Source organism: Flavobacterium rhizosphaerae (assembly GCF_046000445.1).
Lineage (GTDB): Bacteria > Bacteroidota > Bacteroidia > Flavobacteriales > Flavobacteriaceae > Flavobacterium > Flavobacterium rhizosphaerae.
Genome location: NZ_JBELPZ010000005.1, coordinates 180,002 through 204,892, shown reverse-complemented (window position 1 = coordinate 204,892; position 24,891 = coordinate 180,002). Strand labels below are relative to the sequence as shown.

At 40.2% G+C, this 24,891-nt stretch carries 17 protein-coding genes, 1 tRNA gene and 1 pseudogene; 1 reads left to right on the top strand and 18 read right to left on the bottom strand.

Features of this window, described 5'->3' with window-relative positions; genetic code table 11:
* The 4 genes from ABS766_RS07460 to lepA all read right to left on the bottom strand — a co-directional run.
* Window positions 1–8,006: choice-of-anchor L domain-containing protein (locus tag ABS766_RS07460; RefSeq protein WP_408084501.1), on the bottom strand; the 8,006-nt coding region annotated here is incomplete at its 3' end.
* A gap of 601 nt (window positions 8,007–8,607) precedes the next feature.
* Window positions 8,608–9,657 (bottom strand): thiamine-phosphate kinase, encoded by a 1,050-nt coding sequence (gene thiL, locus ABS766_RS07455; protein ID WP_408084500.1) that lies wholly within the window; start codon window positions 9,655–9,657, stop codon window positions 8,608–8,610.
* A 232-nt stretch (window positions 9,658–9,889) separates the two neighbouring features.
* Window positions 9,890–11,218, bottom strand: a complete 1,329-nt coding sequence (locus tag ABS766_RS07450) for a hypothetical protein (RefSeq protein ID WP_408084499.1) — start codon at window positions 11,216–11,218, stop codon at window positions 9,890–9,892.
* Between the two features lie 114 nt (window positions 11,219–11,332).
* Window positions 11,333–13,129: a translation elongation factor 4 gene (gene lepA / locus ABS766_RS07445; RefSeq protein WP_408084498.1), complete on the bottom strand. Its 1,797-nt coding sequence runs from the start codon at window positions 13,127–13,129 to the stop codon at window positions 11,333–11,335.
* A 587-nt stretch (window positions 13,130–13,716) separates the two neighbouring features.
* On the opposite strand from lepA, the gene dusB reads away from it, so the two are divergent.
* Complete coding sequence (gene dusB, locus ABS766_RS07440; protein ID WP_408084504.1) at window positions 13,717–14,706, top strand: tRNA dihydrouridine synthase DusB; 990 nt, start codon at window positions 13,717–13,719, stop codon at window positions 14,704–14,706.
* Between the two features lie 27 nt (window positions 14,707–14,733).
* On the opposite strand, the pseudogene ABS766_RS07435 reads toward dusB, so the two are convergent.
* From ABS766_RS07435 to ABS766_RS07370, 14 genes and pseudogenes are all read right to left on the bottom strand, one after another.
* A pseudogene (locus ABS766_RS07435) lies at window positions 14,734–16,156 on the bottom strand (MATE family efflux transporter).
* Between the two features lie 157 nt (window positions 16,157–16,313).
* On the bottom strand, window positions 16,314–17,513 hold the full coding sequence (locus ABS766_RS07430) for an ABC transporter permease (RefSeq protein ID WP_408084497.1): 1,200 nt from the start codon (window positions 17,511–17,513) through the stop codon (window positions 16,314–16,316).
* 3 nt (window positions 17,514–17,516) lie between these two features.
* Entirely contained in the window at window positions 17,517–17,909 is a 393-nt protein-coding gene (gene rbfA, locus ABS766_RS07425; RefSeq protein ID WP_408084496.1) for a 30S ribosome-binding factor RbfA, read from the bottom strand.
* 51 nt (window positions 17,910–17,960) lie between these two features.
* Complete coding sequence (mce, locus tag ABS766_RS07420) at window positions 17,961–18,368, bottom strand: methylmalonyl-CoA epimerase (protein WP_408084495.1); 408 nt, start codon at window positions 18,366–18,368, stop codon at window positions 17,961–17,963.
* A gap of 1 nt (window position 18,369) precedes the next feature.
* Window positions 18,370–18,663, bottom strand: coding sequence for a chaperone modulator CbpM (locus ABS766_RS07415; RefSeq protein ID WP_408084494.1), 294 nt, complete (start codon window positions 18,661–18,663; stop codon window positions 18,370–18,372).
* Entirely contained in the window at window positions 18,663–19,580 is a 918-nt protein-coding gene (locus tag ABS766_RS07410; RefSeq protein ID WP_408084493.1) for a DnaJ C-terminal domain-containing protein, read from the bottom strand. The genes ABS766_RS07415 and ABS766_RS07410 overlap by 1 nt, the downstream gene beginning before the upstream one ends.
* Before the next feature lie 171 nt (window positions 19,581–19,751).
* Window positions 19,752–19,825 (bottom strand) — tRNA-Ile (locus ABS766_RS07405).
* Between the two features lie 129 nt (window positions 19,826–19,954).
* A complete protein-coding gene (locus ABS766_RS07400; protein ID WP_408084492.1) occupies window positions 19,955–20,578 on the bottom strand; it encodes a 2'-5' RNA ligase family protein in 624 nt (207 codons plus the stop codon).
* A gap of 67 nt (window positions 20,579–20,645) precedes the next feature.
* Window positions 20,646–21,425 (bottom strand): pyrroline-5-carboxylate reductase, encoded by a 780-nt coding sequence (proC, locus tag ABS766_RS07395; protein WP_408084491.1) that lies wholly within the window; start codon window positions 21,423–21,425, stop codon window positions 20,646–20,648.
* Window positions 21,426–21,629: 204 nt separating this feature from the next.
* The gene (locus tag ABS766_RS07390; RefSeq protein ID WP_408084490.1) at window positions 21,630–22,361 is read right to left on the bottom strand and encodes a hypothetical protein; all 732 of its coding nucleotides are present in this window, start codon (window positions 22,359–22,361) and stop codon (window positions 21,630–21,632) included.
* 136 nt (window positions 22,362–22,497) lie between these two features.
* Entirely contained in the window at window positions 22,498–23,076 is a 579-nt protein-coding gene (gene nudK / locus ABS766_RS07385; RefSeq protein ID WP_408084489.1) for a GDP-mannose pyrophosphatase NudK, read from the bottom strand.
* 127 nt (window positions 23,077–23,203) lie between these two features.
* Window positions 23,204–23,596: a DUF5071 domain-containing protein gene (locus tag ABS766_RS07380; RefSeq protein ID WP_408084488.1), complete on the bottom strand. Its 393-nt coding sequence runs from the start codon at window positions 23,594–23,596 to the stop codon at window positions 23,204–23,206.
* 94 nt (window positions 23,597–23,690) lie between these two features.
* Window positions 23,691–24,182, bottom strand: a complete 492-nt coding sequence (locus ABS766_RS07375; protein ID WP_408084487.1) for a hypothetical protein — start codon at window positions 24,180–24,182, stop codon at window positions 23,691–23,693.
* Between the two features lie 135 nt (window positions 24,183–24,317).
* Window positions 24,318–24,785, bottom strand: coding sequence for a hypothetical protein (locus ABS766_RS07370; RefSeq protein ID WP_408084486.1), 468 nt, complete (start codon window positions 24,783–24,785; stop codon window positions 24,318–24,320).
* Between the last annotated feature and the right edge of the window lie 106 nt (window positions 24,786–24,891).

Genomic DNA, 24,891 nt, shown 5'->3' with positions numbered 1-24,891 from the left:
GGCTCAGGCAGTGGCTCTACCAGCAGCTCAAAGCTGGTGAAGTCGGCACAGCCGCTTACCGTGGTGGTATTGATGATGCGTACCCAGATGGTCATGCCATACGGGGTGCTGTTCACATACGCTGTGGGGTCGGCTATGGCATTGGTGCCTGCCTGGGCTTCTTCAAGGCTCTCGTAATAGGTTACCTGGTGGATGGCTGCATCCTGGCTGCCCAGTACTTCAGGGGCCACTACCGTAAGGTCAAAGCCCGGGCTGTAGTAGCCGTCGTTATCCCCGTCGGTATCGCAGGTTTGTTGCAGCTGCTCGTCTACTATAGGGTTGGCTGTCGCCTGAGGTTCTACCAGCAGGGTCAGCGGGGCTGTGGCCTCACAGCCGGTTTCGTTGTTTACTACTTTTACATCAATGGTCTGGCTGTTGGCCACTACATTGGTATAGGTGTAGGGTACCGGCATGCTGTTATAGCTGAAGGTAATGGTATAATCCGAAGGATCTTCCCCTATCAGGATCTCATCATAATGTGCCGTTAAGTCAAAGCTGGCAAAGCCGTCGGTGTCCGGCTCGCAGATCGCATAGGGTTCAATAACCCCTTCATCACCCAGTGCCGGAAGCGGGTTCACTACCAGCTCCAGGGCTACTACCTGGTAGCATACCGGGTCGTTAGGGTTGCCAGTGTTGGCAGCTACACGTACCCATACTGTGGCGGTACCGCTTACATGGTTGGCCGGGTCGGGTATCGGGTTGTCACCCGTGGCGGCATCTTCCTCACTGGTGTAGTAGGTGATTATAACACTGTTATCGTTGTTGCGGATGTCATCCTCTGCCTCTGTAAGGTCAAAGGGTTCCACGCCGTCGCCATTGCCGTTGTCATCACACTGTACCAGCGCATCCGGGGTGGTATCGGGTACCGGCAGCGGCAGCACTTTAATGGTAAGGGTCGTATAGCTTTTGCAGCCCTCAGGGGTGGTAACCACCACCTGCAGTGTTTTGGGGTTGCCCTGCGGCGGGGCCGGGTTGGTATAGGCCTCAGGGGTGGCTATAGGGTTGTCGTTATCCCGGTCGGCAAGGCTTTCATAGTAGGTTACCGTGTTGCCCTGGCCTACGCCCCATACCCCAAGGATCTCTTCATCCTTAACGGTAAGGTTAAACTCCGTCTGCCCGTCGTTAGGCAACGCTTCGTTGCACAATACTAAAGGGGTCGGGGTTACCACATCAACGGGTGTGTGAAGTAGTATTTCGAAACTTGTAATACTATAACATTCGGTAACAGGATTTTCTACACGAACCCACAATACCTGTCCATTAGCGGCTAAATAATGGGTAGGCGTAATTATTTTAGGCGTACCTGCATCAGCATTGGCTTCGCTGGTAAAATACTCAATAGTATATCCTGTACCCAACACGGCTTCTATAGCACCATTTTGCTGGGTAAGGTCTACATAAGTCCGGCCATCCTGGTTATTATTATCTGTATCATCACACAATTCAATATCATCCATATCCGGCACCTGTGGTGCAGGCTCTACTATAAGGGACAACTGATAGGTATTAAAGCATCCTGTAACGGTATTTTCTACCCGTACATATAAGAATTGCAGGAATGGCGAAGCATTGTTATAAGCGCCTGTATTTGGTATGGCATTAAGATCATTTTGAGCGTCTTCCGGGGTTTCATGGAAGGTCACTTCAAGGCCTGCACCGTTGTTTACCATATCTTCTATCAGCGCCTCAAGGTCAAACACCCCGATGCCCATACCGTTGGTATCGCAGGTGGTTAAATCATCCTGGGTAGGCGGCACGATTACCGGTAGCGGCTCTACACGCACATCCAGTAATACGATACGGTAGCAGCCTGTAGCATCATCAGTAACTCTTACAAAAAGTGCTTCTACCGTGCTTACATTACTATAAGCATCCGGAGTAGTAATTTCATTTACATTATCTACAGCATCATTATAGGTATGATTAAAGGTAACATTCATACCATTTGCTCCACCAGTAATTTCTGCTATCTTAGTAGTAAGGTCAAACACCTCAGTCTCATCACCCGGGTTGTTCACATCGCAAAGGCTGTAGGGTACCGGGTCATTTACCACCGGAAGCGGGTTGACAATCAGTTGCAGCGCCACTACATCATAACAGCCGGTTTCGTTATTGGTTACCCTTATATATATCACAGCAGTACCGCTTAAATAGGCTCCCGGATTAGTAATGGGCGATACGCCGTTTTCGGCATTCGTCTCATCATCGTAGTAGCTCACGGTAAATAATGTTGGGTTCATGGTTCCTAACACCTCATCATGCACTGTACCAAGGTCAAAAATGGCCTGCCCGTCAGTATCGTTCTGGCCGTTGTCACACAGGGCATAATCAGCAGGGGTTATTGCTATAGGCCTTGGGTTTACAATTAGTTGAATAGGTATCGTGGTGTAACAGCCGTTTTCAAATGTTGACTCAAGCCTGATGTACAGAGTTTGTGAAAACGCCTCTATATTGTAATACGCTAAGAAATCTGTAATCGGGCTATTTCCAAAATCAGCATCTTCCTGGGTTTCATAAATAGTATATGCCACATTAGGCTGGGTACCCAGAGCCTGCTCCATACCGGGAAGCAAGTTAAAAACCCCATGCCCTATATCATCTATACCACAAGTTACCAAAGGATCTGGCTGTATAGCAACTGGGCGGGGTACAATAGTAACGGTAAAATCATCTTCATCGGTACAATTAGGTACCGTATTGGTTTCGGCATATATATAGATTGTGCTGTCAGTAGTAATTACAGTACCAAAAGGCAGCATAGTACCCTGGCCTCCGGGCTGTGTAAAGTAATTACCCACTGCAAGGGCAGGTAAAGTATAACTTTCACATGCATAAAAGTCTTCAACATCTACAACCTCAACAGAATTTACGGTAACAAAATAGCTATGCTCATCCCAACACATATTGCCAGTACCTGTAGCTGCATAGATATATATGGTTTGCGAAGAAGTAATTTCATCTCCTGCAAACATCTGCTGGCCCTGACCTCCTGATGCTGTAAAATACTCCCCTACATTCAGCACTGGGAGGGTATACGTAAAGCACACCGAAAGGTCTTCCTGGGTATCATCAACCTGTGGAGTCTGGTTGATGATGATATTAAATTCATTTTCATCATTACAGTTTATCCTTCCCCCAAGTTCTGCATAAATATATAGTGTAGTGTCTGTGGTAACATCAGTTCCGGGAGCAATAAGCTGCTGACCAGCGGTAGATGGCCCACCCGGCAGGGTATAATAATCGCCCACACCCAATGCTGGCAATGTATATACATCGCAAGCTTCAACAGTGCCCGGGTCATCTGCCTCAATAGAATAAATAACAATATTAAAGCTATTTTCTGCCCAGCAATCTGAACTTGTTGGAGACTCGGTATAAATATACATTGTCATGGTACTCGTAATCACATCACCGGCAAAATAAGCAACCTGACCGGGCACATCCGGCCCTCCTGATAAAGCATAATAATCACCTGTTACAAGTTCGTCCAGTTCATAAGAAAAACATCGTTCCACAATAGAACGGGCATCAGGCACCGGAGTAACATGCACTAATACATCAAAACTTTCTTCATCGGTACAGTTAGGCACCGTTCCTGTTTGTGCATAAACATATACTGTTTGGCTTGATGTGATATAACTACCTTCAGGCAGTACAGTACCGGTACCTCCCGGTCCGGTATAATAGTTACCTACAGACAGCTCAGGGAGTTGATACGAATCACAAACCTCAACGTCCTCTATAGGCAATACATCTGGTGTTACACTTATTGTTATGGTAAAAAAGTTGTTATCGGTACAGTTAGGCACCGAAGTGCTTTGTACATATACATATACATCCTGTGTGGTAGTAATTACATCACCTGCAAACATGGGCTGCCCACCCCCCGCAGGGGCTGTAAAATAATTACCGAAAGGAAGTTGTGGAAGCATGTAGCTGTCACAGGCCCAAACATCGTCAGGCGGTTCGGGATTTACAACTACCTGAAATACATTTTCGGCTACACAATTAGGCAATCCACCAGATTCAGCATAAATATAGATATCCTGAGTTGTTGTAATTTCATCTCCCGGCTGATACTGTGTTCCTGTTCCGCCCGGACCTGTAAAATACTCTCCTACTGTTAAGGCAGGTAATGTATAGCCACCACATACTACTACAATACCGGGATCGGCAATTGCCGGAGCTGGTTTAATGGTTACAGTAAAACTTTCTTCATCAGAACAAACCGGGTTTGTATTGGTTTGCGCATATATATATATAGTTTGGTCTGTTGTAATAATATCATTAGGAAAAAGCTGTGTACCACCGCCTGATGGCCCGCCTGGCAGTGTATAATAGTTACCCTGTGCAAGCGCAGGCAATGCAAAGCCTTCCTGCTCACAGACAAGCTGATCAGGGATATCTGCTACATCTATGTTGATAATTGTTACCTTAAAGTTACTCTCATCATAACATCCGGGTACATTGGGATTAGAAGCGTATATATATATAACATCTGTTGCTGTAATTACATCACCAGGGTTATACTGTGTACCTGTACCCAATGAGCCGGTATAATAAGAACCATTACTGAGTGGAGGCAATATATAACTTCCACATACACTAACATCAGGAGGACCATCTACTATTATTGCAGGCTCTATAGTAACTGTAAAATAGTTATTAGCCGTACAGTTCGCCCCACTGGTTACATTGGCATAGGTATACACATTTTGTGTTGATGTAATGGCTGTGCCAACCGGTATTGGCCCTACACCGTTTGGAGAAGAATAATAGTTACCAACAGGTAGGTCAGGTAACGTATAACTGCCACATGCGGTAACATTTTCCGGAGCTATTGAACCATTAATAATAGTTACAGTGAATGATGACTGGTTAGTGCATGAAGGTGTTGTATTAGTAACCGCCCATACATATACAGTTTGTGTACTTGTTATTTGCGTTCCTGCCGCAATAGGGCTTTGCCCATCAGGCTGTGCATAATACCCTCCTGATGAAAGTGGTGGCAATGTATAGCTATTACAGGCTATTACATTTGATGTGGCAGGTAATGCTGGTGGTTGTATTACTGTTACAACAAAACTGCTTTCAGCATTACATGTGGGGTCATTCTCATCCTCAACATATACGTATATTGTCTGTGTACTGGTGATACTTGATCCCGTAGAAATTTGGCCCACACCCCCAGATTGCGAAAAATATTTTGAACTGCCCAGCAATGATGGCAGTGTATAACTACTACATACCGTCTGATTTCCTGGGTTAGGCGGAGGGTCGCTTCCTATTATAGTTACTGTAAAACTTCTTCTCCGTATGCAGCCAAAAGCATTTGGAGAAGTTATCGCAAATATTTGTTGAGTTTGTGTAATCACGCTACCCTGAGGTATAAGGCTGTTTGGCGAAGGGTTATTACCATTATAATAATTTACACCTGTTGGTAATGCAGGCAGGGTATAGCTATTGCAGGCGGTAACGTTTGATATGGGAGAAAGAGGAGGTAAAGGGTTGATGGTTACTGTAAAACTCTCTTCCTGGTAACAGTCTGCGTTGGTTGGGCTTTGTGCATATATATAAATAGTCTGGCTACTGGTTATGTTGCTGCCTGCATCTATCTGGTTACCACCGCCTCCCGGATGTGTACGGTATTGCTGCCCCTCTTGCAACTGTGGCAGTATATAGTTATTGCATTTCTCCACATCATCAACAGGTGTAATAGGGGAAACATAACTTATCGTTACTGTAAAGCTATTTTCGGCAGTACATTGTGCCGAATTGGGGTTTCCGCTATACACATATAGAGTCTGTGACGATGAAATAACATCCCCTGCAAATAACTGTGTACCGCCGCCATCCGGCTCAGTATAATATGACCCGTTAGTAAGGGCAGGAAGGGTATAGGTTTGCGTACAAACATTTACATCTTCAGGCTCATCAATTAGAGGGGTTGTAGTAATGGTAACCGTAAAAAATTCATTAGCGGTACAAAGTGCTGCGGCAGGAATATAAAAATACACCACTTGTGTAGAAGTTATCACAGTCCCTGCAGGTATCTCCCCGCCGCTGCCGTTGGCTCCGTTATAATAGTGCTGGCCCGAAGGCAGTGCAGGCAATGTGTAGCTTTGGCAGGCAATAACATCTTCGGGTGTACCGCCTGCTGATATAATTTCTACTGTAAAACTATCTTGGGCACTGCATGCAGGGTTGGTATTTGTTGTAGCATATACATAAATAGTCTGGCTTGAGGTAATAACATCACCCGGATTAAGCATCGTCCCATTGCCATTAGGCATAGTATAATAATTACCTGCCGATAAATTTGGCAGGGTATAACTATCACAAGCCTGTACATTTTCTACATCATCAATTACCGGAAGCGGCACTACGGTTATAGTAAAGCTTACAATATCATAACATTTATCATCAAAATTTCTTGTCAGCCTTGCATAAATAGTTTGTGTTGCGCTTGTATAGCTTCCCGGTGAAGTAATTGCCGAAACATTATTTACAGCATTACTCATATTGATAAAATAAGATACCGTATTTTGCGAAGCAGGCTCATTGCCTAATATGATAGAAGTAAGCTGACTGATATTAAAAACAGCCGTACCTGAACCGGGGGATGATTCACAAAGTGTAAGTCCGGAAGCGGGTTGTACTGCAACAGGCTCGGGCATTGTAAGCAACTGAAAAGATAATACAACATAACAGCTGCTGTTATGACTTTTAACCCGTACCCAGATGGTTCCTGGATTGTTGGTTATATAATTAAATGGCAATGCATTTGCATTATTATTTGCATCATCTTGTGTAGCATGATAAGTAACAATAGTTTGCGGGTTAAGTCCTGACTTAACTATTGTTGTATTTTGCGATAAATTATAACTATAAGATCCAGAACCATCATCGCAGGCATATAGATTATTAGGGGCGCCGGGCATCAATTGTGGCGCATAGTCAACAACCACTTCCTGCACCACACTACACCCTGTGTTTGGATTTGTAATACTAAGCGCATAAGTATCAGGCTCAGAAATTGTAACACTGGCACCTCCCGGAAATGGACTGTTGCCTTTTGTCCAGGAAAGGTTATAAACCGAAGGATTTAATTGCGTATCAATAGTATAAGTATCGCCCGCACAAAGTGCCGTACCGTTGGCAAAACTCATGTCTGGCCCTACAACCTGCTGACCTAAATCAAAACTTCCCGAAGGGAAGAAAACAGCCGAGTCATATTCGCCATCCGTACCGGAAGTCCCGCCATCATCTGCAATAACTACTTTAATGTGATACGTATTACCCGGTATAAGTGTGGCCGTAGCAGTTAGCATTATGGTTTGCCCTTCAAAATTTATAGGTGCGGTGGCAGCAGCACCTCCACCATTAAAAGTGCCAAAATATTGTGAATTTTGAGAGGAACAGCCCGAATTATTTAACACATTTCGTACTGTAGTTACCGATACGGGTTGGTTTGTACCGGGTACCTTAGCAATATTTTGTGCCGGGGTACCTTCCGTAAGGTTTGTAAGCAAAATAGCTAAACCGTCTTTTGATTCGCATTGAAAAGCGCCATACTCCTCTGAAGCAAATATATAAGGAATGGATAAGTTGGGTGATGCTGCTACAAAATCAAACTCAAGTATTGTAGCATTATGCGAGTTAACAGGAACACCCCCCGCAGCAAAAGCAGCATTAAATTGTGCATCGCCTACCCAAAGATGCGGAATATCGTAAAAACTGGAAACAGTAGTATTAGGACCCTGTGCAGCAACTGAACTTCCTGAGGTTAACACAACACCGCTGGACATTGGGAAATTTGGGTTTGTATTGGTAAAATACCCTAGCCCATTTCCTGCCGCATACCCAAAGTTAGTACCTGTGGTTTTGGAAATGTTAGATATCTGAAGCAAACAGTCTGACTCCACTAATTCATCTACCAATTGTGCGGCAGACATATTAGGATTCACACTAATGTTTTGAGAAAACCCTTTTAAACAAAATAAAAAGGCTACAAGTAATAACTTTTTTTTCATAACCACACCAACAAACTAATTATACTCATAAAATATTATATCACAACTTATTATAGGCAAGTATATAATTTAACAACAATTTCACTTCATTTTGCTAAAATATTGATTAAATCACCTTAACAAGGAGATTTGATAAAATTTCACCAATTTTTAACAAGTAAAAAACACAATTATTTAAATTTTATCTATTTTTAAAATAAAATATCTATTAATTAGATAATTATATGTATCTTACAACTCTATATGCATTTAATGGCGCAAATGTAATATTGTAATGTGTTAAAAAAACTCATTTAACACTAACTTGCTATTTATATAACAATAATGTCGTGTATAACCCTACTATTAAAACATCTGTAGTCTAGTAATAAGTATCTTACTTTATAATTATACGTAAAGCGCAGTATAAATGTTACCAATAGTATAAGTAAAACAGCGGTTTTGTTTTAAAAATCGTAAAAATGCTATAACAGCAGATTTTTTATGTTAAATTTAAAAAACTACTATTTTGATTATGCATTAAAATTTCCTGAAATTATTCTTCCTGCAATGCATTCCAGCCCCGCGACTTAAGGGGAATTTTAGTGTTGGCACGGGTAATAAGGTGTACACCCTCGCTTTCTTTTGCCATATGGCCGATTACGGTAAAATTAGGGTTGCCTTTTAGCTTATCATAATCTTCCATCTTTATGGTAAAAAGCAATTCGTAATCCTCGCCGCCGTTTATGGCTACTGTGGTAATATCTATATTAAATTCTTCGCAGGCACTTATAAGCTGTGGGTCTGCCGGAATTTTCTCTTCGTATAAATTACAGCCCACGCCGCTTTGTTTGCAGATATGTATAATTTCTGACGAAAGCCCGTCAGAAACATCAATCATTGCTGTAGGTTGTATTTCCAGCGATTTTAGTAATGCTTTAATATCCTTACGTGCCTCCGGTTTAAGCTGGCGTTCTATCAAATACGTATACGCATCAAGATCGGGCTGGTTGTTAGGGTTTACTTTAAACACTTCTTTCTCACGCTCTAAAACCTGTAGCCCCATATAGGCAGCACCAATATCTCCGGTTACTATAAGCAGGTCGCTATCGCCGGCGCCGTTGCGGTAGGTAATCTCTTCGGCCTGAGCTTCGCCCAAAGCGGTAATGCTGAGTATCATTCCTTTTTGAGATGATGTAGTATCGCCACCTACAATATCAACCCCGTAGGTTTTAGCGGCCAGTTTAATACCGCCATACAACTCTTCCAGCGCCTCTAAAGGGAAACGGTTAGATACCGCAACCGATACCGTTATTTGCGTAGGTGTGGCATTCATGGCGCAAATATCGCTGATGTTTACCACCACGGCTTTGTAGCCTAAATGCTTTAGCGGCATATACGCAAGGTCAAAATGTACGCCTTCTACCAGCATATCGGTACTTACCACCGTTTTTTTGTCTTTAAAATCAAGCACCGCGGCATCATCTCCAATACCGGTAAGGGTACCGGGCTGCTTAAGTTCTATACCCTGTGTAAGGTGGTCAATCAATCCGAATTCGCCAAGGCTTGCCAGGCTGGTGCGCTGCTGGTTTTTATCTTCTAACATATTTAGTCTAAAGTAGTAAAGTTTTTAAAGTTGTAAAGGTACGATTTAGTTAGAAAGTTATAAAGTTAAAACAGATTGCTTTGTCGTTCCTCCGCAATGACGTATTGCTGTCATTACGAGCGTAGTGTAACGGAGCGTAGTAATCTTTTACATCCTTATATTAGTTTAAAGTTGCAGAGTAGCAAAAGTTTATAAATTAAATCCGGGGGTTCGAATCCCTCTTTCTCAGTAATTATACTTTAAACTTCCTAAATGCCTGTATCATTTCATAAATGCCAAAGGCAATGAATATTTTGCCAAACACAAATGGAAGCCAATATGCTGCATTTTTTAAATATTCTCCATTATCAAAAGGGCTTGAAAAGTTTGTTATCAAGAAGAACCGGAATGCGCCAACGAAATAAGTATTGATTTCAGTTATATCAAATGCGCCATGATATTCCCAAAAGTATAATATCGAATACCAAAATAAGCCGAAGAAAATTGTAAAGGCTAAAGCCTTGCGCCAACTATGGTCAAAACCTGTGGCTAACCATGTAGCACCTAAAATGAATTTATCCCTAAAATTTCCGTTCCACTTAAGCTCTTTGTAATAAGCTTGTAGTTCATACCCTCTGAACCGATTATAATCTATTCTATTATCTGTTTTTTGGAGTTCTTGTTTTATTGTCCTTAACGTAGCGCGGTTACAGTCTTTAATGATTCCTATTTTTAATTCATCAAAATAGACGGGTTTTAAAAAATTCACCAAGTATAATTCAAAATGATTTATAGCAACATTATTAAACGATGATCGTGACTCAAAAACTGTGTCAGATATAAATAGTTTATCAAAAACTGCATTATTGAAGTATGAATTACCTTTTACTGTACAGATTTGAATTCTAAATTCTCCTATTTTACATTTTATATTTGAAAAACTTACATTAAAATTAAAGTTACAATTATAAAATAAAGCCTCTTTGCCAAATTCAGAATTTTTGAAATAAGCTTTGTTTACATTTACGTGCTCAAATGATAGTTTTTTAATTCTTGATCCCTGAAACAATAACTCATTTAAATTGCCTAACAAAATAAATTCGTCAAAAAAGGAATTTCTAAAATCGGCTTTAATTGTCGAATTCTCATTCTTATCCCTTGAATTAATAATAAATTTACCCGAATTGATCATCATTTCTGAACAGTTTAAATCAACTCTTATATAATTATTAATTAAAAAAAAATCACTATTAATAAAATCTGAACTATTTAATCTTACACTATTAAATATGGAATCTGATATTCTTAACTCTTTAATTGACTTAATACCTGTTATCGATAGTTCATGCAAATTGCAATTTTCAAAAGTGACACTATTATTAAAAGTACAGTTTTGAAATTTAATAGTTCTACTATTTAAATCTTTAAGTATTAATTTTCTTTCAAAAATGCAATCATAGAATTTGCAATAATCAACACGCTCTAAATCGCCCTGTTTTATGGAAATGTTAGAAGTAAATTTTTGATTACTAAAGTTCCTTTTACCAACACTTATTGATTCACGTAATTCATTAACAGTCATTGAATGAATATAAATTTTAAACTAATATAACAAAAAACCCGGCACATCTGCACCGGGTCTGTTATCTATAATATTTTATCTTAATACTTTGTTCTCAATACTTAATACTAATATCTAATCATTCAGCTTCAATACCGCCATAAATGCCTGCTGTGGTATCTCTACGTTACCCACTTGGCGCATACGCTTTTTACCGGCCTTCTGCTTTTCCAGTAGTTTACGCTTACGCGATATATCACCACCGTAACACTTGGCGGTAACGTCTTTACGCAGGGCCTTAATGGTTTCGCGCGCTATAATCTTGGCGCCAATAGCCGCCTGTATGGGTATATCAAACTGCTGGCGTGGTATAAGCTCTTTCAGCTTTTCGCACATTTTTTTACCAATGTGGTAGGCGTTATCCTCATGTATCAGCGCACTAAGCGCATCAACATTCTGGGCATTAAGCAGCACATCCAGCCGTACCAGTTTACTAATGCGCATACCTATGGGGTGGTAATCAAAGGAGGCATACCCTTTAGATACCGTTTTCAGCCTGTCATAAAAATCAAATACAATTTCGGCAAGCGGAATATCAAAAGTAAGCTCTACCCGCTCTGGCGTAAGATAGGTTTGGTTGGTAATCTGCCCCCGCTTTTCAATACACAGGCTCATTACCTGGCCCACAAAATCGCTCTTGGTAATTATAGTAGCTTTTATATATGGCTCCTCTACCCTGTCAAGTTTACTCGGCTCGGGCAAGTCGCTTGGATTATTTACTATAAAAGCTGTTTCGGGGTCTTTTTTAGTATAGGCAAAGTAAGACACGTTGGGTACCGTAGTAATCACCGTCATGTTAAACTCACGCTCCAAACGCTCCTGCACAATCTCCATGTGCAGCATACCCAGGAATCCGCATCGGAAACCAAAGCCCAGCGCCGCAGAACTTTCTGCCGTAAATACCAGTGAGGCATCGTTAAGCTGCAGTTTCTCCATACTGTTGCGCAGTTCTTCGTAATCTTCAGTATCCACCGGATATATACCCGCAAATACCATCGGCTTTACGTTTTCAAAACCGGCAATCATATTTTTAGTTGGCGTTTTTGCATCGGTAAGGGTATCACCCACTTTTACCTCGCGGGCTTCTTTTATCCCCGAAATAAGGTAACCCACATCGCCGCTTTTTATTACCTGTTTTGGCACCTGGTTCAGCTTAAGCGTACCAATTTCGTCGGCAAAATACTCTTTGCCTGTCGCCATAAATTTTATCTTCTGCCCTTTGGAAATAGTACCGTTTATTACACGGAAAATTACCTCAATACCTCTAAAAGGGTTATACACCGAATCAAAAATAAGTGCCTGCAACGGCTCCTCTTCATTACCTTTTGGCGCGGGAATACGCTCTATAATGGCCTCTAATATTTTATCTACCCCAAAGCCTGTTTTACCACTGGCAGGAATAATATCTTCATGATTACAGCCCAGCAGCTCCACAATATCATCGCTCACCTCTTCCGGGTTGGCACTCGGCAGGTCAATTTTATTTAACACCGGAATAATTTCCAGGTCATTTTCCAATGCCAGGTACAGATTACTAATGGTTTGCGCCTGTATACTTTGTGCAGCATCAACAATAAGCAAGGCACCTTCGCACGCCGCAATAGATCGTGACACCTCATAGCTGAAATCTACGTGTCCGGGAGTATCAATAAGGTTTAGGGTATATTTTTCGCCATTATACATATAGTCCATTTGTATGGCATGGCTTTTTATTGTAATGCCCCTTTCACGCTCCAGGTCCATATTATCCAGCAATTGCGCCTGCTGTTCGCGCGCGGTTACGGTTTGGGTAGCATCCAGCAGCCTGTCGGCAAGGGTACTTTTACCGTGATCAATATGGGCAATAATGCAAAAATTCCTTATGTTCTTCATCTTCGTTATGTAGTAAATAATCTGCGCGCGCCCTGCTCACACGGCACACCCGGGTTTAATCGGCAAATATAAGTAAAGTTACGCATTTGCAACACACTATAAATCAATATTGCAATTGAATAAAAATAAAAAAGTGCAAAATGTTTTTGGGGGGTACATTTTGCACTTTATAAAGTAAAATAGCCTGTAATATTTAAAATGTGAAATATTAAGCTTTGACAACTTTTTTTAAAAGACGTTGCAAATTAACAAAGAAATAAATTAAAAAGACGAACTTTAATCACATAAAATTATAAAAACAGGAAAAAGTTATCAACTAAAACGTTATAGTTTAAGGGTTAATGCAAAAAAAACAGCGTTACCTGGGGAAGTACGCTGTTATATAGCATTATAAATTCAAATTGAGGTAATTCATTATCAAAAGCATTGTAGGGGACACTGTTAGCTATTGACAGAACAAATGTACCTTGAAAAATGAAGATGCCATTCACAATACAATCTTATATGACTATAGCATCATCTATAAAATTTATCACAAATGAGTTACTCACAAATTTATCGTAATTTTGCAGTAAATTTTTTGAGTGATGGTAAAAATCGGCACTATAGAACTCCCGGAATTCCCGCTGTTGCTGGCACCTATGGAAGATGTGAGCGACCCTCCCTTTCGCAGGCTTTGTAAAGAACACGGAGCCGATTTAATGTACAGTGAGTTTATTTCGAGCGAAGGCTTAATTCGAGATGCGATGAAGAGCCGCCAAAAGCTGGATATTTTTGATTATGAGCGCCCGGTAGGCATACAGATTTTTGGTGGCGATGAAGAGGCCATGGCTATGTCGGCCAAAATTGTAGAAACGGTAAACCCGGATCTTGTTGATATTAATTTTGGCTGCCCTGTGAAAAAGGTGGTGTGTAAAGGCGCCGGGGCCGGTGTATTAAAGGATATTGACCTTATGGTGCGCCTTACCAAAGCCGTGGTAAACAGTACCAGCCTGCCCGTAACCGTAAAAACGCGTTTGGGCTGGGATGAAGATTCCATAAATATTTATGAAGTTGCCGAACGCCTGCAGGATGTAGGTATAAAAGCATTAACCATACACGGGCGTACCCGCGCACAAATGTATAAGGGCGAAGCCGACTGGGAACCTATTGCCAAAGTAAAGAACAACCCGCGCATAAGCATACCTATTTTTGGTAATGGCGACATAGACAGCCCCGAAAAGGCGCTGGAATATAAAAATAAATACGGGCTTGATGGTATTATGATTGGCCGTGCGGCCATTGGATACCCCTGGATATTTAATGAGATAAAACATTTTTTTGCAACAGGCGAACATCTGCCTGCTCCAACAATAGAGGATAGGGTAAAGGCAGCAAGTAATCACTTAACGTGGTCGATAGACTGGAAAGGTGAGCGTGTAGGTGTGGTAGAAACACGCAGGCATTATACCAACTATTTTAAAGGCATACCGCACTTTAAAGAATACCGCCAGCGTATGGTAACACTTGATAATCCCGCCGATGTATATGCCGTACTGGATGAAGTGCTGGAGAAATTTAGCATCGTAAGCCAATAGTTTATTAAATAAAAAGAAAAAAATTTATCACACCTCTACATGCTTCCACCTGCCTTTGCGGAATAAAATAATACTGGCTATGGTCATAGCCGTTTCAGCTGTAGTATGGCAATAAATACACCTAATGGCCCCAAATTAAAATAAACCGCAAGCACATAAGCTAATGGTATCTGGAACAGCCAGAAACCAAAAAAATTCACCCATGTAGGGGTTTTGGTATCACCTGCCCCATTAAAAGCATTAATAAGCACCATACCAATTCCGTAAAAAGCAAAAGATACGCTTAATATACGCACTGCTTTTACAGCTATGGCATGTACTATGGCATCATCAGTAAAAAAGCCCATAATAGATTCAGCGCACAAAAGACTTATTACCGTAATGCTAAGCATGTATATCACATTAAATTTTGCCGTTACAAAAACTGACCTCTCGGCACGCTCTATATTTTTTGCCCCCAGGTTTTGCCCTACCAGTGTAGCAGCAGCATTACTAAGCCCCATGCAGGTAGCATAAAAAAAATCATGATGCGCAGGGCACTCTGGTATCCGGCCGAGCCTTCGTCTCCGCCGGTTTTTGCTACCAGCCTTGCTAAAAAAATCCAGCTACAGGAAGCTATTACAAATTGTAATATACCGGGGGCGGCAACTTTTAATAATGCTTTTATCTGTTTAAAGTCAGGTATAAAATAAGCAATTGCCACTTTAAGCATTCCTCTACCATTAAAAAGGATATACAGCTGGTAGAGTACCCCAAGCCCCCTGCCAAGGGTAGTAGCAATAGCGGCACCTGTTAACCCAAATGCCGGTATAGGCCCAAAACCGTTTATAAAAACAGGGCATAATATGATATTTATAATGTTAGCGATCCAAAGGCTTTTCATGGCCATAGCGGCATTGCCTGCGCCACGAAAAATTCCGTTAAAAAGAAAAAGCAGCATAATAACAAAACTGCCCCCCATCATAATACGCACAAACCTGATACCAAATAAAGCCGACTCACGGGAAGAGCCCATGGCAACTAATATATCGGTAGCAAAAACAAATCCTGAAACGGCTATAATAAGTGTAATACCCACTGCAATAACTATAGCCTGCATGCCTGCTTTAGAGGCTGCTTCTATGTTCTTTTCACCCACGCGGCGTGCTACAACAGCCGTAGCCGCCATACTCATGCCTATAGCAATAGAGTAAATAATTGTAAGTACCGATTCTGTAAGCCCTACTGTTTGCAGCGCAAAACTGCTGTTTTCAAGGTGGCCCACAAAATAAAGGTCTACCAGTGCAAATACCGATTCCATAGCCATTTCCAGCATCATGGGGATGGCTAGTAATAGTACCGCCCTGCGGATGCTGCCCGTGGTAAAATATATATTTCCGCCGCGTATAGCCTGTTTCAATAATCCAAAAAAACGTGACAACCCGTTTTGGGTATTTGCAATCTGTGCCATTTTTATATAAAAGGAAATAACGTTAAAATAGTACGGGCAATGGTTTGCCTAAAAATTAAATAAATTCAGCGTCAGAAGGTTACGGCTTACAAACTATCATAATTCCTAAGTATGGAACGCAAATATAAATTAAAACCCCAAAATCAGGATTACTTTATTATGAATTTTCCAACAGTTTTTTATTTACTCGCGTAGCTGCAATATACGAGGCTATAATACCCAGCCCAAAGATAGTGGCGAGTACTATAAGCACATTAAACATGGTAAATGCTACCGGATAAGCCATAGTAGGCGTTATTAATACCAAAGCAAATTGCTGCTGTAAAAAAATAATAAGGGATGAAAGCGCCAGACCGAAAAAAGCCCCTATAGAAGTAATGAATATACCCTGATATAAAAATATCCGACGGATATTTTTAACCTCAGCGCCCAGGCTGTACATGGTTTTAATATTCTCTTTTTTATCAAGTATAAGCATAATAAGTGCCCCGGCAAGGCAAAACAGTGCCAACACCACTACCAGAAAACAAAAAAGGTAGGTAACCAGGTTTTCGGCATTCAGCATTTTGTACAGCGAATCGTTAAGTTGTGCACGGTTTCGCAATACTATATTATCACCAAATATTTTTGTGAGTTGTTGTTTTACATCATTTTCATCGGCTCCGGGAGCCAGTTTCATTTCAAGCGAAGTGTACTGGTTTTCTTTAAATTGTAGGAGTTTCTGTGCAAGTTCAAGGTCGCAGAACACATATTTACTGTCTACGTCATCATTAATAAGGTAAACCCCAACCACCATGAGTGCCTCTTTATTAAAATCTTTTTCACCTACGGTACCTTTTCCGGGTTTTGGCACATATACCTCAAGTGACCGGTTCATATCAAACAATCCTAAAGACAGGTTTGTAAAGATACCGCCACCAACCACGGCATGATAGTTATAAGGTTCTATCCATTGCCCGCCGGCAAGATGTTCTTTAATAGGGCTTACTGTGGTATACAGGCTGTCTACTCCTTTAAGGTAGGATACCTGCTCTTTATTATCAAAATAAAAAAGAACCCGCTCTTCTACCACACGGCTACAGGCCTGTATGGCTTTTATACCGTTAAGCTGCTGCTGTTGCTGTGGCGATATGGTAAAAGACTTACCCACCGCTGTAGTGAGCTTTAAATCAGGGTCTGTAGCATTGGTAAAAGAAACACTGAACTCGCGCAACCCGCTAAACGCGCTCATAATAATAAAAAGCGCTGCCGTACTGGCAATTATGCCCAAGGTGGCTATAATTGTAATAATATTAACCGCTGTACTTTTACTGCGGCTTATAGTATACCGGCGCGCTATGTAAAGCGAAAACCTCAAGGGTTAAAGTTTCTTTCTTTTTGCCAATAACTCCGGGTTGGCTATCGGGTTGTTTTCACCTGTAAGCTCCCGGTCTATTTTTTCAATCTTGTCCAGGGTGTCATCAATATAAAAAATAAGGTTAGGCACCTTACGCAACTGTAGTTTTACCCTTTGAGAAAGGTCATGCTTTATTAAAGGCGCATTACTTTTTATTGCTGCAAGCATTTCTGCCGCTTTTTCTGACGGAAAAACACTTAAGTATACTTTTGCAATAGAAAGGTCTGATGTTACTGCCACTTTAGATATTGAAATGACAAGGTTTGGTATAGCATTTTTACGCACCTCGCCCTGTAGTATATCTACTAAATCTTTTTGTAGCAGGTTGCCTATTTTTTTTTGCCTGTTTGTTTCCATTGTGCAAAAGTACTCAATTTATGGTTTCAGGTCTATCAATAGCGGCTAAAGTTACTGCGGCTGTATTTCCTGGCACAATTCTATTAACACCCCATTTGTATCTTTAGGGTGTAAAAAAACCACCAGTTTATTATCCGCTCCCTGTTTTGGGCTTTCGTTTATAACTTTAAAACCTTCACGTTTAAGCCGTGCCGTTTCGCTTATAATATCTTCCACATCAAAAGCAATATGGTGTATGCCTTCGCCTTTTTTTTCTAAAAATTTAGCTATCGGGCTATCGGGGCTTGTGGCTTCCAGCAATTCAATTTTATTAGGCCCATTCATAAAAAAAGATGTTTTAACCCCCTCGCTGGCTACCTCTTCTGTTTTATAAGCAGATGCACCAAACAATTTCTCAAATAGTTTATTAGAAGCTTCTATATCTTTAACTGCAATACCTATATGCTCAATTTTCTTCATATTATTTTTCATAAAAACGCAGCCTGTTCCTCACCATATTTAATTCGCCCTGTAAGGCCTCTACCCTGTTTAAAAGGTTTGCAATAGCATCTATCCCTTCAAGGTTAATATCCATTTCGTAATGCAGCCTTATCATTTTTTCTACATCTTTAACCCTTTCATAAGGCAGATAATTGTTTTGTTTAACTGTAACTATCTCCACAAGCCCATAATCCTGCAAAGCATTAATAAATGTAATTTCTACGTTATGGTAAGCGCAAAACTGCTCTACCAGTACCAGGTTTTCTGTTTCCATTATTTATGCAATTTTGAAAGTTCAGTAAACAGTTCTTTTTCCTTATCAGAAAGATGTTCCGGAATTTTCACCTCATAAGTTATGTACAAATCTCCAAAACTCCCTTCCTTTTTATATATGGGGAAACCTTTTCCCTTCAACTTTACCTTAGTACCGTTTTGAGTCCCCGGCTTAACTTTAAGCTTAGCTTTTCCATCAAAAGTGCCCACTATAATATCGCCCCCTAAAATCGCTGTGTACAGGTCAACTTCAGCGTCGGCATATAGGTTGCTGGCATCCCGCTTAAATCCGGGGTCATCTGCAATGGTAAAGGTAATATATAAGTCGCCTGCCGGGCCATTATTAGCGCCGGGGCCGCCATGACCTGCTATTTTTATAACCTGCCCGTTTTCTACACCTGCAGGTATCGTAATACGTATGTTTTTTCCGTTTACAGATAGCGTTCGTTTATGCGTTGTATATACATCCCTGAGGTTAAGGTGCAATTCTGCATTTAGGTCCTGGCCACGAAAACGCGCCTGCCTGCCGCCACGTTGCCCACCAAACATGCCCTGAAAAAAGTCTGAGAAATCTTCCCCGTCAAAATTGGCTGAGTTACCGGAAAAACCTTCAAAAGGATTCCCGCCTGCGTTGCTGCTATAACTGCGTTGCTGCTGGTTGGGGTTGTAACCTGCCTTTTCAAATTCATCGGCATGTTTCCAATCCTTGCCGTATTTATCATATTTTTTACGATTTTCAGCATTGCTTAGCACCTCATTAGCCTCGTTAATTTGTTTAAATTTTTGTTCAGCTTCCTTATCATTAGGATTGAGGTCAGGATGGTATTTGCGGGCTAATTTTCTGTAGGCTTTCTTTATATCGCTCTCAGTAGCTGATTTTGTCAGCCCCAATATTTCGTAATAATCTATAAATGCCATTTATAGTTAATTTAAATTGCTTAGGTTATAAAACAAATTGTTACCTAAAGATACAATTTAAACTTTATAAGGAAAAGATTCTTTTTTAAAATAGTGCAGAAGTAAATACTTTATAAATGATCTAATCAAAAAAAAGCCTCACATCTCTGTAAGGCTTTTACTTTAAAACTGTGGTCCCACCTGGGCTCGAACCAGGGACCACCTGATTATGAGTCAGGTGCTCTAACCAACTGAGCTATAGGACCAGTTTTGTGGGTGCAATATTACTACTATTTTTTATATAGTGCAAATAAAAACCATCTATTTTTAAGCAGGCTTAATTAATGTTTTAAGGGCGAACTTATTAGCCATAATAGTATAACCAATTCTTTTTGCTATTTACCCAATTTTATATAGCCGCCGGGCGAAAAATGGCGGGTTGTGCCTGCCGGGCGCTTTAATATGGTAATCCGGTCGCATAAAAATTCTGCCTTATAATCAAACGCTGAAAGATCGGTAACCAGAGCCAGTTCTTCAGCAGCTATATTTCTGGCAATTGTAATATGCGGGTGTATGGTAGCCGGTTTTTTTACCGGTTTATCTAATATGCTGGTTTGTTTTACCGGTTTTTTGGGCTTACGCTTTTTTGCAGGGTTAAGAAGTGCGGCAAGATAATCTATAGGTTGCGGGTTGATAATCTCTAGTACCAAAGAACGGCTATCGCCTGCTGAAAAAACTTTACAGCCTTCTATCTTTATTAAAAACGGCATTATTTCGCTCAGCGCAGCACCTTTGGTAAAGACCTCTTTCACGTTTACTGACTGATAGGCTTCGTATTTAAATAACGAGATGTGCGCTATCGATTTTATATTAAAAGCGCCAATATCAATAATATCATTAAGCCGTGCCTTTAACATATCAACATGCTCTATAACTTCGTCTGTTGGCGAAATCAACACGTGGTATTCAAACAACTGTTCCGGGAAAAGGCTTGTTTGTGCAGGGTCTTTTTTTGGCATCTCTGGCTATTGTAATAGCAAAAATAACAAGTTCTGCAAAATTACAATAGCCAAATTTACCGTAATGTTATTCACTTTTAATATTCTGAAGCGATACTTTAATTCCTTTTATTAGCGAAGAGCTAAAACCCTGGTGTTCCATTTCATTTAGCCCGGCAATGGTACAGCCCTGTGGCGTGGTAACTTTATCAATAAGCTGCTCCGGGTGCACCTGTTGGTTCAGCAGCATTTCTGTAGCCCCTAAGGCTGTTTGTGCCGCAATAGCAAGGGCGGTTTTCGCGTCAAAGCCTATTTCTATACCGGCCTGCATACTGGCGCGAATGTAACGCAGGGCAAAAGCAGTACCGCAGGCGCCGAGCACAGTACCCGCATCCATTAGTTTTTCATCAATAATAACTGCTGTACCTATTTTATTAAAAAGTTCTGTTACCACATTTGCTTTTGGCAAATCGGCCGTACGGGCCGAGATACATGTAGCCGAAGCCCCAAACTGTGCTGCAATATTAGGCATTAGGCGTAATACCGTATTGGTGCCGTCAACTTTTTTATTAAGATATTCTAACGTAATACCGCTTAATACCGAAGCTATTATTTTATTAGTTATATGGGGCAATATTTCAGCCATAACAGCATCAACCTGGTGTGGCTTAACGGCCAGTATAATTAAATCGGCTTCGCTAATCCCTTCTGTATTACTTTGCGAAACCACAATGCCATATTCAGTAAGGTGCTGTATAAACCCAATGTTTCTTCTTGTTACTGTAATGTTATTCCCTTTTGCATTTTTGGCAAGCCCAACAGCTATTGCCGACCCGAGGTTGCCGCCTCCGATAATGTGAATTTTCATGATAGTTTTAAGATTTTCCACTAAACTACAAGATAAATTAAAAACAGGCACGCATATTATCCATCTTTTTTCAACAGACCGATATGAAGCCAGGTTAAATCTGTAGGTTTTTTACAGCATATAAACGTTAGTAATCTTTATAAATACGCAACAAAAAAGGGACTGAATATCAGCCCCTTTTGTAAAAATAATATAGTATTTATTTTATTTATAAGTATAGACAATAGTGGTTATCTCTGTATCTCCCTCTCCTGATGATGTAAAGGTAGCCGATGTAGGATAATTATCGCTATTATAAACATAATCAGCCACAACCTGTCCTTTTACTTCACCATTAGTATATTTAATAACCAGTTTTTTAGGGTTATTAACCGGCAACAGCATTTTTGCCTTTACAAGTTCCTGACTTTGTGGTGTAGCGCTAAAATTAAGTTCAACATCATTAAGCACATCAATTATACCTGCCGCCTCAAGTGTATAATAAAACAGGTTAGGCTTGTCTTCATACGTTAACTCCCCTACATACTCCTCATAAATACTACCATCATAATCCCTTTCAAAAAGACGCAACTTTACCGGGTTGCCATTATTGTCATAATCAAGCACCTCGCCTACTTCATAAGCATCCTGGGCAGAATTTGTAAAATCAGCAACGGCCAAAACATCACTGGCACCGCTTATATTTTGCAGGTTACCGTTTTGGTAGGCAAAATAGCTGGTTTCATCACCATCAGTGGCGCTGGTTACTTTTCCTTCACCATCATAATTTACTGTTAGCGTACTTCCTTCAAAATTGTCATCAGAAGATACTACACTCACTGTTTTAATGTACATTTTGGCTGAACCATCAATAGTGGAAGAACTGTCGTCATCACTGCAACTTGCAAGAGCAAGTAACGAAAAAGCCGCTAAGGCTGAGAAAAATTTGTTTTTCATTTTAGTAATCAGTTGTTATATTTTTTTGCTAAAATATATTCAAAAACATAAAAAAGCAAACAGAGATAAGAACTTTATACCAAATAAATATTAAAATGCTGACATATTAATAATAACCCTATAATAGTTCTCTCATTTAAAGTATATTATGAAGTTTTACATACTGCAGTAGCATAATAGTTTTGGCATCTTTAATTTCGCCTGTTTTCATCATCTCCATAGCCTCATCAATACCTAATTCTAAAACATCAATATTTTCCTCTTCCTGCTCCTGCCCGCCACCTTCAGACACCTTCATATCCTGAGAGTATTCGGCTACAAAAAAATACAATATTTCAGTTACTGCCCCGGGCGACATGTAGGCTTCAAATACTTTTTTAACATCCGTAACTTTATATCCTGTTTCCTCTTCTGTTTCCCGCCTTATTGCCCCTTGCGGATCATCATTATCCAGCATGCCCGCGCAGGCTTCTATCATCATACCGTCTGCATTGCCATTGATGTAAGTTGGCAGGCGGAATTGCCTTGTGAGTATCACACTTTGCTTTTGTTTATTATAGAGCAGTATCACCGCCCCATTGCCCCTGTCATAGGCTTCACGGCTTTGTGATACCACACTGCCATCGGGTTTGGTAAACTGGTAGGTAATTTTGTTAAGGGTATAATAATCGTCTGCCAATACACGGGTATTGGTAATTTTTACATCTTTTATCATCTTGTGGGAATTTTACAGCATAAAAGTAACAAACAAAACTATAAAAGCCTGTTGTAGCAGACTTATATTTGTGTTAAGGTTCTTTAACTCCCGACGGGAAATGTCATTGCGAGCGCAGCGTGGCAATCTAAATTTTATTGAGTCTTTTGCTGAGTTCAACCGCAAGTTCATGCACTTCTTCTAAAATCTCGTTGCTTATAGGTTCATTTACTATACGAACGATTTCTTCAGTTATAATGTTACCCGGTTTATAACCACAATCTATTAGAAGCAATAAAATCCAGTACTTCCAAACTTCATCATCAGATTTTAATATTGAAACTATCTCTTCTTGTATTTGATTTATGTATGGAGAAAAATATTCCGAAATTGGACGTGAAACAGGCCAGTTGGCATCCTGAAGCCACTCTAAAAGAGCGGGAACAATGGACCTGATTTCTGAAATTGAATAAGTATTTAATTCTTCAATATGTGTGTCATCAAATTTATCTTTAGGGACGAGATAGGTATAATCTTTCATTATGGTATATAACTTATTTTTCAGTTTGCTTCGTCACACCCCCTCATAAAGATAAAATTACGTTCTTAACTTCACTCTTGTTCGTATAGCTATACTAATAACTAAACTGAAACCCTTCACTTTTAACAAGATTATTGAGCCAGTTACTAAACTCTTTGCTCATGCCTTTTTGAAGATAGTATATTTCGCCTTCAGATTCTAATTTACCCTGTTTTTGGGCTTTTAAATCAAAGCTGGAAACAAGCCTGTTACATTCCAGGCAAATATCAATTTTGGCTACTATATTTTTATTAAGAAAATAAACAAAACCAAGCCTAGGATTATAGCAGCCTGCTTCTCCACTGCCAAAGGATTCTTTTTGGGTAAGTTTTGTATTCAGTTCAGAAATTGTTTTATTGTCTAAAACAACCTGCCGCGAAAGCGATTTGGCAAAGTTACCTTTATCATCAACAATAGACATATCACCACCTTTTCCACCATCATATTCATACATAATTACAGTATCATAAGAAATACCTAAAAAAATTTGCTGTGCTTTTGCAATAAAACCGGTTATCAAAAGCAAAAATAGTGTACAGAATTTCATCAATAGTCTTTGGCTGGTTATGTATTACTAACGTAATTTTTTATGCAGCTATTATGCAGATTGCTTCGTCGTACCTCCTCGCAAAGACGGTATGATGTATGTGAATGGCAGTCATCGCGAGCGTAGCGTGGCGATCTAACAGTTTTCTATGTATAACTTAACATCAAACCTCTCATAACCACTTACACAATCTTCACAACGCTTAATTATTGCAGGGGTAAATTCTGAATTTTCAACTTCTTCATAAAATTCTATCAGATATTGTATTTCTTTATTTTTGCTACCTTCCAAACCTCTTAACCATGTTAAAGTTTCGATTGTTTTTAGTATTGCCCAAGGCCTCAACTTTGCATCTTCAGACACTATTTTCTTACGTATAAGCTCAAATAATATTTTGCTCGACTCTTTATTGTCGCCATTTATTGAATACTGCTCGATAATTTCTTTTAAACTATCCGCATTTAAATCATGCCTTCCAACTTTTCTCAACAAAATTTCATTATTGCGAATAATCTCTATTATTTCGTTTTTTGAATAAAGATGATCAAGAAGCGCAAATTTAAATGCCCAAAATATGTTTGATATTTTTTCTTCAATATTCATAAAAGTATTATGTATTAATCAGTTTGCTTCGTCGTGCCTCCTCGCAATGACGGTATCGTGTATGTGAATGGCAGTCATCGCGAGCAAAGCGTGGCAATCTATACAC

Excerpts from the sequence above, each read along its gene's own strand:
- thiL (WP_408084500.1), bottom strand. The coding sequence starts at position 9,657 with ATGTTAGAAGATAAAAACCAGCAGCGCACCAGCCTGGCAAGCCTTGGC.
- ABS766_RS07450 (WP_408084499.1), bottom strand. The coding sequence starts at position 11,218 with ATGACTGTTAATGAATTACGTGAATCAATAAGTGTTGGTAAAAGGAAC.
- lepA (WP_408084498.1), bottom strand. The coding sequence starts at position 13,129 with ATGAAGAACATAAGGAATTTTTGCATTATTGCCCATATTGATCACGGT.
- dusB (WP_408084504.1), top strand. The coding sequence starts at position 13,717 with ATGGTAAAAATCGGCACTATAGAACTCCCGGAATTCCCGCTGTTGCTG.
- rbfA (WP_408084496.1), bottom strand. The coding sequence starts at position 17,909 with ATGGAAACAAACAGGCAAAAAAAAATAGGCAACCTGCTACAAAAAGAT.
- mce (WP_408084495.1), bottom strand. The coding sequence starts at position 18,368 with ATGAAGAAAATTGAGCATATAGGTATTGCAGTTAAAGATATAGAAGCT.
- ABS766_RS07415 (WP_408084494.1), bottom strand. The coding sequence starts at position 18,663 with ATGGAAACAGAAAACCTGGTACTGGTAGAGCAGTTTTGCGCTTACCAT.
- ABS766_RS07410 (WP_408084493.1), bottom strand. The coding sequence starts at position 19,580 with ATGGCATTTATAGATTATTACGAAATATTGGGGCTGACAAAATCAGCT.
- ABS766_RS07400 (WP_408084492.1), bottom strand. The coding sequence starts at position 20,578 with ATGCCAAAAAAAGACCCTGCACAAACAAGCCTTTTCCCGGAACAGTTG.
- proC (WP_408084491.1), bottom strand. The coding sequence starts at position 21,425 with ATGAAAATTCACATTATCGGAGGCGGCAACCTCGGGTCGGCAATAGCT.
- ABS766_RS07390 (WP_408084490.1), bottom strand. The coding sequence starts at position 22,361 with ATGAAAAACAAATTTTTCTCAGCCTTAGCGGCTTTTTCGTTACTTGCT.
- nudK (WP_408084489.1), bottom strand. The coding sequence starts at position 23,076 with ATGATAAAAGATGTAAAAATTACCAATACCCGTGTATTGGCAGACGAT.
- ABS766_RS07380 (WP_408084488.1), bottom strand. The coding sequence starts at position 23,596 with ATGAAAGATTATACCTATCTCGTCCCTAAAGATAAATTTGATGACACA.
- ABS766_RS07375 (WP_408084487.1), bottom strand. The coding sequence starts at position 24,182 with ATGAAATTCTGTACACTATTTTTGCTTTTGATAACCGGTTTTATTGCA.
- ABS766_RS07370 (WP_408084486.1), bottom strand. The coding sequence starts at position 24,785 with ATGAATATTGAAGAAAAAATATCAAACATATTTTGGGCATTTAAATTT.